The 15,507-nt window shown below is 56.7% G+C and carries 13 protein-coding genes; 1 reads left to right on the plus strand and 12 read right to left on the minus strand.

The window, feature by feature from the left end; genetic code table 11:
- Positions 1-12: 12 nt before the first annotated feature.
- From ACR0IY_RS08470 to ACR0IY_RS08485, 4 genes are all read right to left on the minus strand, one after another.
- Positions 13-1,026, minus strand: a complete 1,014-nt coding sequence (locus ACR0IY_RS08470; RefSeq protein ID WP_480672192.1) for a glutamate cyclase domain-containing protein — start codon at positions 1,024-1,026, stop codon at positions 13-15.
- Positions 1,027-2,289, minus strand: a complete 1,263-nt coding sequence (locus ACR0IY_RS08475) for a PLP-dependent aminotransferase family protein (RefSeq protein WP_480672194.1) — start codon at positions 2,287-2,289, stop codon at positions 1,027-1,029.
- Complete coding sequence (locus tag ACR0IY_RS08480; protein WP_480672196.1) at positions 2,286-3,770, minus strand: aldehyde dehydrogenase family protein; 1,485 nt, start codon at positions 3,768-3,770, stop codon at positions 2,286-2,288. The genes ACR0IY_RS08475 and ACR0IY_RS08480 overlap by 4 nt, the downstream gene beginning before the upstream one ends.
- Positions 3,771-3,888: 118 nt before the next feature.
- Positions 3,889-5,265, minus strand: coding sequence for an aminotransferase (locus tag ACR0IY_RS08485; RefSeq protein WP_480672198.1), 1,377 nt, complete (start codon positions 5,263-5,265; stop codon positions 3,889-3,891).
- 106 nt (positions 5,266-5,371) lie between these two features.
- Here ACR0IY_RS08485 and ACR0IY_RS08490 point away from each other — a divergent pair, with 106 nt between their 5' ends.
- The gene (locus ACR0IY_RS08490) at positions 5,372-6,298 is read left to right on the plus strand and encodes a LysR family transcriptional regulator (protein WP_480672200.1); all 927 of its coding nucleotides are present in this window, start codon (positions 5,372-5,374) and stop codon (positions 6,296-6,298) included.
- A 1,202-nt stretch (positions 6,299-7,500) separates the two neighbouring features.
- Here ACR0IY_RS08490 and ACR0IY_RS08495 read toward each other — a convergent pair.
- From ACR0IY_RS08495 to ACR0IY_RS08530, 8 genes are all read right to left on the minus strand, one after another.
- The gene (locus ACR0IY_RS08495; protein WP_480672202.1) at positions 7,501-8,124 is read right to left on the minus strand and encodes a class I SAM-dependent methyltransferase; all 624 of its coding nucleotides are present in this window, start codon (positions 8,122-8,124) and stop codon (positions 7,501-7,503) included.
- Between the two features lie 9 nt (positions 8,125-8,133).
- Complete coding sequence (gene pssA, locus ACR0IY_RS08500; RefSeq protein WP_480672204.1) at positions 8,134-8,880, minus strand: CDP-diacylglycerol--serine O-phosphatidyltransferase; 747 nt, start codon at positions 8,878-8,880, stop codon at positions 8,134-8,136.
- Positions 8,881-8,895: 15 nt separating this feature from the next.
- Complete coding sequence (locus ACR0IY_RS08505; RefSeq protein WP_480672206.1) at positions 8,896-9,567, minus strand: phosphatidylserine decarboxylase; 672 nt, start codon at positions 9,565-9,567, stop codon at positions 8,896-8,898.
- Positions 9,568-9,931: 364 nt separating this feature from the next.
- Positions 9,932-11,209 carry an MGH1-like glycoside hydrolase domain-containing protein gene (locus ACR0IY_RS08510; RefSeq protein ID WP_480672208.1) on the minus strand — a complete coding sequence of 426 codons (1,278 nt, stop codon included), beginning with the start codon at positions 11,207-11,209 and terminating at the stop codon, positions 9,932-9,934.
- Positions 11,210-11,221: 12 nt separating this feature from the next.
- On the minus strand, positions 11,222-12,262 hold the full coding sequence (locus tag ACR0IY_RS08515; protein WP_480672210.1) for an ABC transporter ATP-binding protein: 1,041 nt from the start codon (positions 12,260-12,262) through the stop codon (positions 11,222-11,224).
- Positions 12,263-12,285: 23 nt separating this feature from the next.
- On the minus strand, positions 12,286-13,122 hold the full coding sequence (locus ACR0IY_RS08520; RefSeq protein WP_480672211.1) for a carbohydrate ABC transporter permease: 837 nt from the start codon (positions 13,120-13,122) through the stop codon (positions 12,286-12,288).
- Positions 13,119-13,964, minus strand: coding sequence for a carbohydrate ABC transporter permease (locus ACR0IY_RS08525; RefSeq protein ID WP_480672213.1), 846 nt, complete (start codon positions 13,962-13,964; stop codon positions 13,119-13,121). Before ACR0IY_RS08525 ends, ACR0IY_RS08520 begins: the two co-directional genes overlap by 4 nt.
- A gap of 79 nt (positions 13,965-14,043) precedes the next feature.
- A complete protein-coding gene (locus ACR0IY_RS08530; RefSeq protein ID WP_480672215.1) occupies positions 14,044-15,312 on the minus strand; it encodes an ABC transporter substrate-binding protein in 1,269 nt (422 codons plus the stop codon).
- Positions 15,313-15,507 lie beyond the last annotated feature (195 nt).

Here is a 15,507-nt window from a genome sequence, read left to right on the forward strand (position 1 = left end):
TCCTGTGAGTTGTCAGAGCGCGCGACTCACGATCGTGCGGCAGAGTTCGGCGACCGCAATATGGCTTTGGCGGGGGAAGCCGTCGACACTGTCATCAACGATCCCGAGGGTTGAGTTGATCAGGCCATTAGCGACCATCGTATCAAGAAGCAGTGCCTCGCGTTCAGGCGTGTGCAGCAGTTTGGCATTGCCCGCGCGGGCTGCCATGGCGGCGACAATCGCGGTGCAGCCCCAGTTGGAACAGGCGGCCGTCACCAGCACGTCACAGCTGGTGACCGCTCCGATCCCGCCGCCACAGCCGCATTGGCAGGTGTCACCATAAGGCACATGCGCTTTCACATGGTCAGCGACCTTGCCCATGCCGATCTCATTTCCGCCGTCACCGACGGCCACCACCGGAATGCCGCGCTCCAGCGCCAGATCGAACAGCAAATCCACGCGCGCACGGCCCATGCCATAGTCGATGCCACGCATCGAGTGATAGACGCCGAATTCGTTGCGCCCGACGCGCTCGGTCGAGAAGAGAAGATCGGGGTTCAGTTCGTTCAAAAGTGTCTCGGCTTGCGCCTGACCACTTGCGTCATCGGTGGCGTAGGGCAGCATGACGATCGTGGTGAGGCTTTTATCTGCCTTGGCAATCGCCGCCTGTTCCAGCGTCACCGGGAACAGACCCGCCGCCTGACAGGTGTTCTGGATCGCGGGCAGCAGTGTCTCTTCACACAGCATCACGCAGGTCACGTTGCGCGCCAGTACCAACGTCCGCGCAATCGCCGCCGCGCCCGAAGGCCCATCGTTTTCGCCCAGTTCCGCCGTGATCCACGCGCGTGAGACTGAACCGGTTGTTAACACGACCGTCCCGCCCTCGGGCACTGCCATAAGCGCGTCGGCTGCGGCACCGATTAGCGAGCGACCCTCAAGCGAACGCGCAGCTTCGAACAAGTGCTCAACACCACGCTCACCCATGTCGATGTTCACCAACTGGTCCAGCCGATTGTCCAGCCGGGTGATCAGAGCCGTATCGGCCATTCAAGTCTCTCCAAACAGTGTGGCTGCAAACCAAGAATTGTCGTTCAGATGGGCTGCCGTCTGGCGCATTGCCGACATCAAACAGTCAGCTACCGCCATTGCGCCCCCGGCCCGCGCCACCGCACCCGTAGTTGGCTTTAACCGGATCGAAACGCGCCCGCCGGGTTGGCCGTGTGTGTTTACCGTCACGATCCCTTTCTCCCGCAGCATCAACATGCCGATGGCCGCAGTGACCTCGGCAGGCACCACATCGGTTTCGTCGATGCCTGCCATACCCAGAACGATCTCCATCGCGTCCTGTTCGTCGATCTTCGGCCCGAGCGCCGAACGGCTCACATGCCCATACCCAAGTGCAGACTCCAGCGCGTCGGCCAAGTCTTGCCCATCCTGCGCCTCTTGGATGAGCAGATCAGGGGTAAAACCTTGCAGGCTGCGCATTGCCCCCACGGCGACCGGCGCGCGGGCTTCCATCCCCAACTCACCGGCCTTGGCCTGAGCCGGGATCAACGCTGCCGGGTCGCCGCACAATACTCCGGCACGCGGACCTGAGAGACCGGCCTTGTCCGCATTGGTAATAACCAGATCGGCCCCAAAGGACAGCGACGCTCCGCCACCATGCAGCACCGGACGAAACCGCGCGCCATAAGCATCGTCGAGAAAGGTAACGCAACCCGCCTTTTTCCCTGCCGCGACGGCGTTGCGGATCAGTTCATCGCTGAGCATCGACAGTTCGGAGGTCACAGGCGTGATCACAAACAGCGCCGGGCTGGCTTCGGCCAGCCCCAGTTTCACGGAGTCAAAGTCATGCACCTCACGCACAGGAACTCCGGCCAGCCGCGCACCGCGCAGGACCGAAGCATGGCTGCGGTCGCCTTCTGCCACCAGAGACAACACCGGCTTGCCGCCAGAATGGGCCAGTACAGTTGCCACGATCCCGGCACTTGTGCGATTCACGACCGCCGCCGTTTCATGCCCCTGCCCGCCCAGATGGGCGATAGCGGCCTGACGCAGTTCTTCACCAAACAGACCGGGGCCGATCCATTCCTCGCACAACAGGGGCAGATCGTCCGGCGTGGCTGGGTAGAACCGCAAGTTACCGGTGCAGATGGCGATCTTGTCGATGCCTTCTCGTGCCACAAAATCCGCGGCCACGCGAGCGGCCTGCGCCAGCCTGCGCACCTCATCTGCCGAGCCTTGCAGCAGCGATCCCCGGGCATATCCCACGCCCGGGTCAATGGCATTGCCGAACCGGTCCGTGCTCACGCGCCGCCCTCGATATTGATGGTGACGCATTTACGATAGGTATAGGCCTCGAGCGCACCTTCGATGGAGTATTCGCTGCCCATGCCCGATTGCTTGGTGCCACCATAGGACATACCAGGGATTTGCCCGCCGCCCTGGTTGACTTGAATCCAGCCTGCGTCAATTGCGCGGGTCAGTCGGGTGATCCGGCTGACATCATGCGTAAACAGGAACGCGGCCAGCCCGTAATGGGTGTCATTGGCCATCGCGATCACTTCTTCTTCGGTCTCAAAGGGAATGGCGACCATGACCGGGCCGAACACTTCTTCCCGTGCGATCCGCCAGTTGTTGTCGACGCCGATGATAATCGTTGGATTGGGGCAAAACCCAACCGGGTCTTCAGTTGGCGTTTCGCCAATCAGGAAAGTTGCACCTTCGGCCTCGGCCTCAGCCACATAGGCACGGATTTCACCATAGCGTTCGGCGTTCACGACCGCACCCATATCCACTTCCGGGTCCAGCGCGTCGCCGACTTTCAGCGCCGCTGACTTCTCGGCCACTTTGGGCATCAACTCATCCCAAATGTCCTTGTGCACAAACAGGCGCGAGCCAGCGGTGCAGCTTTGACCCTGACGGGCAAAGCGCATTGCATTGGCAACCTGTTGCGCGGTGCTGTCCAGACGGCCTTCGGCAATGGCATCCGGGAAAACAATCGTAGGAGACTTGCCGCCCAATTCCAGCGTTAGCTTGGCGATGCGGTCGGCGGTGGCCTTACCGATCAGCTTGCCCACTTCGCTTGATCCGGTGAACGAGACCTTGTCGATGCCGGGATGCGAGGCCAGCGCGGCCCCTGCCTCTTCCCCCAGCCCGGTCACAACGTTGAACACACCTGGCGGGAACAGACCATCGGCCAGTTCGGCCAGTTTCAGAATCGCCAGTGGCGCGTCTTCTGCGGGTTTCAGCACCAGGCAATTGCCGGTCACCAAGGCCATCGAAATCTTCACTGCCCCCAATTGCAGCGGTGAGTTCCAGGGGATGATCGAGCCTACAACCCCATGCGGCTCACGGGTGGAATAGCTCAGCAGACCGGGGCCAAGCGGCAGGGTCTCGCCCTTCTGCTCAACCGCTACACCACCATAATACTTCAACACCCCGGCGGCGCCCTTCGCTTCACCACGCGATTGCGTCTTGATGGCGTTGCCCGACTCGGCGGCCAGAACACGGGCCACCTCTTCAGCATTCTCTTCCAAGCGACGCCCGAGTTCTGTCAACAACTTGCCACGCTCGCTCGCTGCCAGAGAACGCCACGCTGGTAGCGCGGCACGGGCGGCGGCGACAGCCAAGTCAACCTCGGTTGACGTGCCGCGACCGACCTCACAAATCGGCGCACGGCGTGAGGGGTTCTCGACAGCCAGACGTCCCTCAGGCCAGTGCCAGGCTCCGTTGATGTAAATTCCGGCAAGTCCTGCGTCGGGCAGTTTCGGTTCCAGGTGTGTCGTCATCCCTGTTCTCCTTGGCAGGCTGAGGGCATTCCAAAAATAAAGCGCGCCGCCTAAGGGTGGGGAGAGTCGGGCGGCGCTGGGATCGGATGAGAGCTTGGCCCCGATCCCGGAAAGGTGATCAGATCTTGGCGCGGACCACGGCCCAAGCGTCATCCAATGCGCCCTTGAACCGTTCGGTTGCAACGTCGATCTCGTCTTCATTGATGATCAGCGGCGGCATAAAGCTCATCCGGTCACCGATCGCCCGCAGATACAAGCCCCGATCATGGGCAAAGTTCTGCACAAGCTCACCCACTTTCCAAGAGGGATCGAACGGTTCGCGGGTTTTTGCGTCCTTCATCAGCTCGAAGCCGCAGAACAGTCCGACGCCGCGCACTTCGGCTACCAGAGGGTGGTCGGCCATGGCGCGGCACTTCTCAAGGAACCGGGTCGACACTTTGCGGACATGGCCCACCAGATCAATCTCATCGTAGATATCCAGCGCCTCGAGCCCCACCGCAGCCCCTACCGGGTGACCGGCATAGGTGTAACCGTGGCCAAAGGTGCCGACTTCGTCCGAGTTCTTCATCATGTCGGCATACATCTCGTCTTTGAACATCAGGGCCGAGATCGGGAAGAACGCCGCCGACAGAGCCTTGGCGCACGAGATCATGTCGGGCTCAAGCCCCCAAGTCTGTGACCCCCACATATTACCGGTGCGTCCAAAGCCGCAGACGACCTCATCGGCCAGGAACGTGATGTCATATTTGCGCAGAACGGCCTGCATTTCTTTCCAGTAGCCCTCGGGCGGCATCAGCGCGCCGCCACCGGAAATGGCGGGTTCGGCAAAGAAGGCGGCCACGGTCTCGGGGCCCTCGGCAAGGATCAGCTCTTCGAACTTGGCCGCCATCCGGGCCGAGAATTCTTCTTCACTCTCGCCGTCGATGTGGAACCGGTAGTAGTTCGGCAGTTCGGTATGTTTGAATTCAGGCAGAGGCAGGCCGAACTTGGCGTGCATATGCGGCTGGCCGGACAGCGACACGGTCGCCACTGTGTTACCGTGGTATCCGCGCACCCGGCCGATGATTTTGCGGCGGTTCGGCTCGCCCTTGGCGGTGTTGGTGTACCACAGCAATTTGATTGCAGTGTCGTTCGCCTCAGATCCCGAGCACTGGAACATCACGCGGTTCATGTTGCCGGGCGCCATGCTGATCAGTCGCTCGCCCAGCTCCGCCACACGCGGGTGCGAGCGGTTGTAAAAAGTCGGTGCAAAAGGCAGAACGTCCATCTGCCGTTTGGCCGCGTTCGACAGCCGTTCGTTGTGATAGCCTAGCGAGACACAGCCCAGACCGGAAAATCCGTCGATGATTTCGCAGCCTTCGCTGTCATAAATGAACACCCCGTTGCCATGAGTTATCATGGTCGGACCTTGCTCGGAATGCTGGCGCAAATTCGACTGCGGATGCACGTGATGTGCCTTGTCCTGTTCGATCGCGCGATTGGCGTCAACGTTCATAGAGGATGCTCCAAATGAAAATCTGGGGCGATTTCACATTTATATTGACTGAAATTCAATTTCGAAGTTTTTTCGATTTCGTGAATTTTTTTCAGGCTAAGAACCCATGAAACCTCTGCTCGATCTGCGTCACCTGCAACTGATACAGGCCATAATCGAAACCGGCCGGATCACCGATGCGGCCAAGAAACTTGGGGTTACCCCTTCGGCCCTGTCCCATCGCCTGCGCGAGGCTGAACGCCGTCTGGACGTGCCGCTGTTTACCCGTATGCACAAAAAGCTGCGGCGGACTCCTGCGGCGGATTACATGGCCGTCGTGGCTGAGCGAATCCTGACCGACCTCAGCCGCGCCGAAGAGGACGTGCGCCGCATGAATGCCAACGTACAGCACGTGGTACGCCTGTCGGTCGAAGCATACAGCAACTACCGCTGGTTGCCGTCCTTCATCAAATTCATGAAATCGCGCACGGACGGTATCGACATTCAAATTATGGCCGGTGCGCACAGCGATCCGCTGAGCGGGCTACTGAACCGACATCTGGATATTGCGATCATGTCCGGCAATGTCTCGCAAGCAGGACTAAGCAGCATGGATCTGTTTGAAGATCCGCTGCTGTATATCATGCCGCCCAACCACCGACTGGCCGGGCGGGACTTTATCGAGGGTGCCGATATTGTGGGCGAACCCTTCATCACTTACACTAAGGTGCCCGAGCCTGACCGCGAATTCGCGCTGCTGTTCCGTCCCACCGACAGCTATCCTAAATGGGCGGCCACCGTTGAGTTGCCCGAAGCGATCGTAGAGTTGGTTGCGTCGGATTTGGGCACAAGCGTTCTGTCGAGCTGGGCCATACAGTCCGCGCTCAAAGAAGGTCGTATCGTCGGCACCCGTGTAACGGAAGACGGCATCTCGGTCCCGTGGCGTGCTGTTCTTCGGACAGAAGACATGGAGGAAGGCGACCCGATTTTTCAGATAGCTGAATTGTTATCAGAGTGGTGTAGTCGGTCCGACAATGGATTTTATACGATGTGATACAACGGTACCCGATTGCCCCGCCACGTTGAATGCGCGACTTGGTTGGTACAGCATCGGATCGGGTGGGTTGAAGGCCGGCACGAATTGTTTGCCCAAAGACGCATCCGTCAAGCCCGGGTGATGCACGAAAACGTCGCTCCGATAAGGATGTTATCCACATTCCCAGAAACAGAAATCAAGGCGTTTCGGAAATTCGTCAAATCAGCCCATCCAGACCAGTTGAGCGACGCATCGCACACATTTGTGGACGAATTTATCGACTTGGGTCGAAAGCAAGGATTTTTGGTCAAACCGGACCAGTACAGCCGTACAAACGCCAGCTGGGTATCCTTTCCTTTGTTAAGATCAGAAAAAACTGCCATCGCGGCAATCTCGGTCGCAATGGAAAATGATTAGATTCCGAAGATTGGCGAAACGAACGAGTTGGTAGAACAGCTCAAGGATTTGATTGGCCAGTTCCAAAAGCATTTGGATGAAGATCCTGAGCAGACGGCAACTCCAAACGACTTTTTGTCAAACGAAGAATTTTTTCTCTCACTGACAAATGAAGGCCCGGAAACAGTTCCCGCGCCCATGTGAGGCGCGGGCTCGATTACGCGGCCCTATTGTTTATTTCAACCACACACGCCTCGACCTGCTGAGCCTGTCTGCAAATACATCTGCGGCCTGAGCCGTCAATCGGTTCCTTTTTATGAGTCTGAAAATTGGCCACCAGCACCGCCGCAGGTACACCCGGCATTCATATTTGAGGAGATAAAACCACGCCTAAACTGGAAAGGTTTTGACAGGTAGTTTTACCACTTTAATTTGTTAAAGCCGAATTGGTCAGCTTCATTGTGAAACGACTACATCCGGAGTTTACGGCTACGGCACAAAAGGGGCATGAAGGCCATCCTATCTTCCCGCAATTTACCGCGGGGGCGCGAGATACGTCGATCAGGATGGGGACCTTCAAAATTGTGCTGGTTCTGGCACTGTGCGTCAATCAAGCTTTCTTGCTGTTACGACAATGGCGGGACTTGTTTAGAATTTTGCCAGTAACCATTGTAGGATGGGAATGTGGCCGCTTTCCAGACACCCTGAAACTCTGCAAGCGAGGCGTTCATATTACATTTTAGGACGCAGAATGTGCTAAATGGCTCGGCAAAAGGATGTCACTCAGCTCCCATCTAGCCGCCCCGAGTAATTTTATTGGGCCGTTACACGCCCGCTTCTTTCCTCAAAACCAGAAAGGTCATCATTCCCAACGGAGGAATCGACCTTTGCTCTTCAACGGAAAGCGTATCCTCCTGCAGCACCGTTTCGATCTCGAAATCGGAATGCCAGCCGATCGTATTTGCCAACGGGGCAATAACGCGCTCTACCGACGCAAGCAGGCCCTGCGATCGATTGAAATGGTTGGTAATCACCACCCGGCCACCCGGTTTGCAAACTCTCGCAATCTCAGCCATCACCCTTTCCGGTTCCGGAACGACAGATAGCACGTGCATCGCGACAACCGTATCGAAATGGTTGTCTGGAAAATCAAGCGTGCGGGCATCCATTTGCCGTAGTTCCGCGACATGGTCCAGCGATAGATCTTTTACCTTGTCGCGTGCCTTTTTCAGCATGTCCTCGCTGAAATCGATACCTGTCACCTGCGTCTCGGGCCCGTAATGTGCCAGGGACAGCCCGGTGCCGACGCCAACCTCCAGTATCTTTCCAGGACGTCCATTGATGTATTCAACCGCGTGTTGTCGCCCAACATTGGTGATCGCCCCAAACGTCTTGTCATAGACGGGCGCCCAGCGAGCATAAGAGGTTTGAACGGCCTTGATGTCCATATCGGGTCCTTAACGCTTAGAATGTGTTTCCTTGTCGAACCATGCCCAGGCAACCATTCCTACATACCCACCACAAAGTATGATTAGAGTGGCCCAGGCAAATGTCAGCAGCGCAGCCCCTACAACCACGACGCCAATAAGAAAGTACTTTACGTTCTCGCGCGAGATCCTTGTGGTCTTGAAAGACCAGGTTGGAATACGGCTGATGAGTAGAAGACCGATGATCGCCATGTAAAGGCAATTCAAAATACTGGGCAGCAAGGGGGCATTCGCAAAAGCGAAGGATATATACATTGGCAACATGACCAACAAAGCCCCAGCAGGAGCCGGGACCCCCTCGAAATAGGCGCTGTCCTGATCGCTGGTCTCGGATTTGCTGTTAACATTGAACCGAGCCAGACGCATTACACAGCATATCGCAAAGAACAAAACGGCAATCCACGCCACACTTCGTATATCCTGCAAAGCCCAGAAGTAGAGCACGAGCGGGGGAGCCACTCCGAAGTTCAGGAAATCTGCAAGTGAGTCCAGTTCGGCCCCCAGTTTGCTGTCGCTGCTAAGTAGACGGGCAATCCGCCCATCCAACCCATCGAGCACACACGCGGCAATTATCAACTGGACCGCGAGCACGTAGTTGCCTTGAACGCCAAACCTGATTGCTGACAGGCCAGCGCAAATGGCCGTTATTGTCAGCACGTTCGGCAGCAAATGGATTAGTGTAAACCCGGCCTCTTCCTGTTCGGATGGTTCTGTCACTGATCCAGGCACCTACTATTCTTTGGGGGTGAGCAAACTGGCAAGAATAGTTTCGCCGGCGATCATCGTTTGCCCGACGCGTACCTGCGGCTCCACACCGTCAGGCAAGTAGACATCCAGCCGAGACCCGAAACGGATCAATCCAAACCGGTCTCCTGTCTGCATCGCGTCGCCTGGTTTCACGAAGCAGACAATCCGTCTGGCCACAAGACCGGCAATCTGAACGACGGCCAGATCCTGACCATTCCCCATCCGAATTCGCAGGCTGTTGCGCTCGTTATCGGCACTGGCCTTATCCAGGGATGCGTTGAAAAACTTGCCGGGACGGTAGGCGACGGCGGCAATCTCACCTTCTATGGGCGTCCGGTTCACATGGCAGTTGAAGACACTCATGAACACACTAACGCGGGTAAGAGGCGTGTCGGGCATGCCAAGTTCCTTCGGCGGCACTGCCGGTTCGATCAGCGAAACCACTCCGTCCGCAGGGCTAACAATCAAGCCTTCTCCTGCCGGGGGCACACGTTCCGGGTCGCGAAAGAAATAGTAGCACCAGACAGTGAGGCCGACGCCAATCCACCCCAGAATGTCGGACAAGAGAAACAAACCGACCGTGATGGCGGCAAAGATCGCGACAAACCGAATGCCTTCAGGGTGCATCGGTTTGATGAACGTATCGCGCATGCGCATCGCAAACTTTTCCTTAGGTCATTTGAGTGCTCTTTCATAAGTGGATTGGTGGGGAACGCAAGTGCGACCAGCGCGACCGGTATCGATCAATGGCTTCAGCCACATAAATCTTGGATGGCATCGAGTTAGTTAACATGATCCTTACGGGTCAATTCAAACCTAGGCTCCACCTGTTCAAATTAGCGGGAAAAACAGCTAACCAAATCAACTACCGCCGCTCTTAGCTACTTCACTCTACACTCCAACGAGAAGGGTGAATGTAACAGGTCCATTTTTTAAGAATCGCGGTCACGGTTGTCGGTGAAACCGTATGAGCAATCCATTTCATTGACTTCAAGCATGACTTCTTCGATGCCGGTACGAGTCACGCTGGCACTTTTAGGGTCTTGAGGATTTCAATCACCATCGCAGCGGTCCAGGTAAAACTGCCGCCGCCACATGGCTCGCCACTCATCGGGTCATAATATTCTGCAAAGCCACTTTTTTCTATGAGGTGCAAACTGTTAGCGTGGATACGTTCCGCCATCGCCTTCTGTCCTGACCGCGCCAGTCCTTCTGCAATCATATAGTTGACGATCAACCATGTCGGCCCACGCCAGTAGCGCTTGCTATCAAAGGCGTCATCTGCAGGGTCGTGGCTGGGCACCAAATAGCCGCAACGCTGGGCCAGCAATCCTATCCTTCTCGCCAATACCTCAGCCCGGGCAGGAGGGATATCCGCAATAGCTGCAAGCAGCCCGCCAACAGTAGGCGTATCCTGTAGGCGCCCGGTCATGCGGTTGTAACAGGAATATTGCCCCAACGCAGGATTCCAGAGGCTTTCCAATGCCGCCCGCCCTTTCGAGGCCATCGCACGGGCCTCAGATGCAATCGCATGATCGCCCAAGACGTCAGCCAAATGCGCAACATCATCGCAGGAACGTGTCAGAATGCCGTTAAAGCCGGGGTCAACCAGCCGGAAAGGCGAGGCATCGTGGAGCTTGGAGTTGTCCCAACCAAGCCCACGGAAATGTTCAACCAGCCAAATATAGCGCTTATACTGCTCGTCAGAAGGGCGGTGATCGGGGTTAGCGTGTGTCGTGTCACGTCGCGTGAAGGGTGCCAATCCCTCAATCGGGACAGCATCCAAGCCTTCGTCCCAGTCGACTGAGTTATCGCGCCCGGATTCCCATGGATGAATGATTGCCACCAAACCCGTGTTTTCAGGATCTCGGTAGCGATAGAACCATTGATGCCAAGCGTGGACCTTGGGCAGAAGCTTGGCCAGCCGCACGCGGGCGGCGGCTTTGTCTTCGGCTCGATCATAGAGCTTGCGCAAGGCTAAACCCGCGACCGCTGGCTGAGTAATGCCCGTCGTGGGCACAGTTTTTCCGGTTTGCCAAATCTCAGGACCGGGAAAATACCCGTCATCAGGTTCGTGGAAAACTATATGGGGCACCATTCCGTCATCCCACTGGTGCGCCATAAGGGTCTCCATCTCGACCCAAGCCCGGTTCATGTCGAAATGTGAAAAGCCAAGCGCGGACAATGCGCTGTCCCAGTTCCACTGGAAGGGATAAAGACCGTGGGTAGGCACGGTATAGTTGCCGCGGTCGTTGCCTTCCATAACCTTACGGGCCTGATCGATCAGCGCTTGGCTCATCCTGCTTCTCCTTTACGCAACGGCCAGAGTGGTTTCCGGGTCGAACCAGCGACCCCGGCCTTCTTGTGGCGCCAGGGTAAGCACGTCACCGGGCTTCACGTTAAGTTCACTGTCCAGCACCGCACGGAACTGGTGCCCCTCCACATCACAAGTCACAAGCAAATGTGCGCCCAAAGGCTCAACAACTTTGGCTCGCGCTCCAAAGCCCTGATCCGCAATGTGCAGGTCTTCCGGGCGAATGGCCCATTTCAGGGTCTTGCCATTTGCGGGGCCATCAAAGCTCTGTCCTGCAACTGTCCACCGACCAGAACCCGTTGCTTCAGCCGGAAGAAAGTTCATAGGCGGATTGCCGATGAAACTGGCCACAAACTCAGCCGCTGGATCCCGGTACACCTCAATGGGCGAGGCCGCCTGGACGATTTTGCCCTGATGCATGACGCTGATCCGGTCAGCCATTGACATGGCTTCGACCTGGTCATGGGTCACATAGATGGCAGTGGTCTTGCTTTCAGCCAGAACGCCCTTTAGCTCTGCGCGCATTTCCATCCGCAACAATGCGTCAAGGTTCGACAGAGGCTCGTCCATGAGGATCACATCCGGCTCCATCGCCAACGCACGGGCAACTGCGACCCGTTGGCGTTGACCACCGGACAACTCGCCGGAATAGCGCTTAAGAAGCTGCTCGATATGCATCAAACCAGCGGTGCGCTCGACCCGACGTTTGACTTCATCATCAGGCAGCTTTTGCATTCGAAGACCAAAGCCGATGTTCTCGAATACCGTCAGGTGCGGGAACACTGCGTAGTTCTGGAAAACCATCGAGATACCGCGGTCCTTGGGCGACAGGTGATCCACCCTGCGGCCTCCGATCCAGACTTCCCCGGTCGTCGCTGTCTCAAGCCCGGCTATGATGCGCAAAAGCGTTGACTTACCGCAGCCCGAAGCCCCCAGAAGGACCATGAATTCCTGGTCTGCAATAGTCAGGTTTATGTCGTGCAGAGCTTGGTAAGTCCCAAAATTCTTGGCAACGTTCTTGATCTGTATTTCAGCCATAACAGTTTCCTTTCAGCCACCGCTCAGCGGTTGGCGATGCCCCACATGGCAAAGAGATATTTGCGAACCGCGAAGATGAAGATCAGCGCAGGCACAACAAGGATGAACCCACCTGCAAACTTCAGGTGCAAAGGGGCCTCACCCAATGTCTGCAACAAAAACGCAGGAAGCGTTCGATTCTCGATGGTAAGCACGGCGGCTGCGAACACTTCGTTCCACGAGATCACGAAGGCGAAAATCGCAGAGGCCGTGATCCCCGGAAGCACCAAAGGCAAGATCACTTTGGTGAAAGCGGTCAGCCGTGTGCAGCCCAAAGTCCAGGCCGCTTCCTCAAGTTCCAACGGGATACCCGAGAAGAGAGAAAATGTGATGAGCACCGCGAAAGGGATCGCCAGAGTCGTGTGGACAAGCGCCAGACCAATGGCTGTGTCATCCAGGCCCGTGCGTATAAACAGAACCGCTAGCGGCAGTGCCAGAAGCGGCAGCGGAAAGGCCCGTGTCAGTAGGATCAGCAGCCGGAACAGCTCTTTCCCTCGGAAATCGAAGCGCGACAGGGCATAACCTGCCGGGGCTCCGATTGCGATGGACATCACCATCGTCATCAAGGCAACCACAACCGAGTTCCACAACGCCGCCAGCATTCCCTGGAACCCCATGAAAAATTCCAAGGATCCCATGTCGAATTCCGGGAGGAAGCTCTTGGGGAAGCTGTTCACCGTATCCGGTGAAGACATCGTGTTCACGAATAGCAGGTAAAGCGGCACGATCACCCATGCACACAACAGGATCACTCCCGCCCGGTAAAGTCCCCTACCCGCTTTACGGGCGTCAGGGGCTACTACGTCAGCAACAGCCGTCATATCGTAGCTCCTTTCGGGACGCGCAGAGCGCGAAGGATGATCAGAGTGAAGACGATCGATATGATCAGAACGATGATCGCAAGCGCAGCAGCCGCCCCTCCATTTTGAAGGTCAAACTGATAGGCGTAGATTTCGCCCATGAGCACAGGGAATATCGTGCCACCAAGAGCTGCGACCACGGCGAAGACTTCGAAAGCCAGGATGACGCGCAGGATCAGGGCCGTTTGCAGCGACGGTCGCAATAGCGGCAGGGTAATACGGGTGAACTGCTTCCAGCGCGATGCTCCAAACACATCCGCGGCCTCGTAGTATTCCTTGGGAATCAGACCGATACCCGCCACAAGGATCACCAGCATAATCGCGGTCGCCCGCCAAATCTCTGCCAGCATGATCGCCAGAAACACAACCCAGGGGGTTTGATAGCTCAGCAAACTCGCGGGTTGCTCTGTGACACCAAGCCCGACCATCATCGAGTTTAGGAAGCCTGACTGTTCGAAAATCGCCAGCCAGATGATACCAGCCGCAAGATCCGAAATACCCAGCGGGATGGTCCAGATGTACAGAACCAGATCGCGGCCCTTTTCCATCCTTGTGACCATTGTGGCCATCAAAAGCGACAGAGCCAACTGAATCGGCACCACGGCTGCCGCCAAAAGGAAGGTGTTCTTCATCGAGATCGGGAACTTCCAGTAGCTCACAACCTCACGAAAATTATCCAGTGAGAAGCCGTTCTCAGTTCCAAACGCCTGCTGGGCAACCAAAGCAAACGGATAGAGGAAGAACAGGCAAAGAAATAGGGTCACCGGGAGGATCAGAAAGTATGGCAATAGCCGCGCTTCCATCGGACCGCTCCTTTACGCTGAGGGGGGAATTCTGGGAATCCGGGCCATTCTTGTCGTGGCCCGGCCATTTGGAAGGGCCTTACTCGACCGGGCAAGCACCTTCTGAAGGCGCATCTGGTGCCCAGCAGGGCGCGCCAGTTTCGTTCATGATCTTTTCAAGCTGTTTCTTTTGGTCCTCCAATACCTGCTCGATGGGCTGACCGGCCAGAACGATGCGTTCGAATGCATCTACATAGACACGGTTAAAATCACCGCCCATGCTGCCCAGACCGGCAGGCAGCAATCCTGGGTTGGCGTCTGCCGAACCGCTCATTTTGGCAACCGCTTCACCGGCCGCTTTGACCGAAGGCGGCAGATCGTCAGGCAGCTCGACATCAACCACTGGGAAGAAGTTTGTAGCCTTCAGGGTTGCGATCTGCGTTTCGGGCTGCATCAAGTAAGACACCAAGGCTTTGGCGCCTTCGGCATCCGGTGCTGTTCGCGGGATGGCGACACCTGCCAGAACCGGCATAAAGCCACGACCGGTTGGGCCCGCCGGCGCCGGGAATGCGACGAAATCGTCAGGGCGCTCATTGAATGCCTGTGCCAGACGCGAAGTATGATCGAAGACGATCCACGCATCTCCGTTCAGCAACTGTTCCTGCATGAACGAGAAGTTGGTCGAGGCTGGGTTCGTGTGACTCCACAACTCCTTGAATTTCTCCCATGCCGTCACAGCCTCGGGCGAGGCAAACGTCCGCACTACGCCGTCCGTGTAAGAGGGATACAGATAGCCTTGGAAGAAACGGTGTTTCAGCCCCTTAGGGCCAGCCGGAAAGCCGAATTTCTTTTGACCTGTCGCTTCTTCGACATTGGCTGTCCAGGCAATCAGCTGATCGTAGGTCAGCGCGTCAATATCTGCCCCTTCAGGCAAGTACTGCAGTGCTTCCTTGTTAGCGGCCATAATATAGCTCGCTTGCATCCACGGCATGTATTGCAGGCTGTCTGTTCCAAGCTTTGCCAGCCCGTTGAAGGTGTCAGAGGCGGACATAACGCCAAGATCACTGAGATCCATCAGATCATCAGGATTCATTGCCGAGAAGTTGCCATGCAAAGAGCCCAGCAGGTCAATGCTACCCGAACCCGCTTGCAGTTCGGCTTGCAAACGAGTCAGCCAGGGACCATCTTCATTTGGCTGGTAATCTACCTCACCCTCATAGCCACTAAGAACCTCGGTCCGCATGGCTTGCGCCTCTTCCGCAGGACGGGCTTGGGTCGACCAAAACAGCGTTTCGGCCTGCACGACGGTTGCGCCAACAAGCATAGCCACACCGGATACAGCACCCACCAGTTTCGAATGAATGGACATTTTTTCCTCCGCATTTCCGAGGCCGACCGAAAACCGGCAACCTCCCTCCCTCGCCGGCAACCTTGGACCAGTTTCTGGGCGAGTGGCGCTAATATGATATATCGTTTTATCACGAGTCAAGTCAGTTAACTCATCACGGATATCATATTTCACTTGAAGTAATCGACTTTGGCTGCCAGCATGAGATAACGATAT

It is taken from the genome of Ruegeria sp. BC1 (assembly GCF_056539305.1).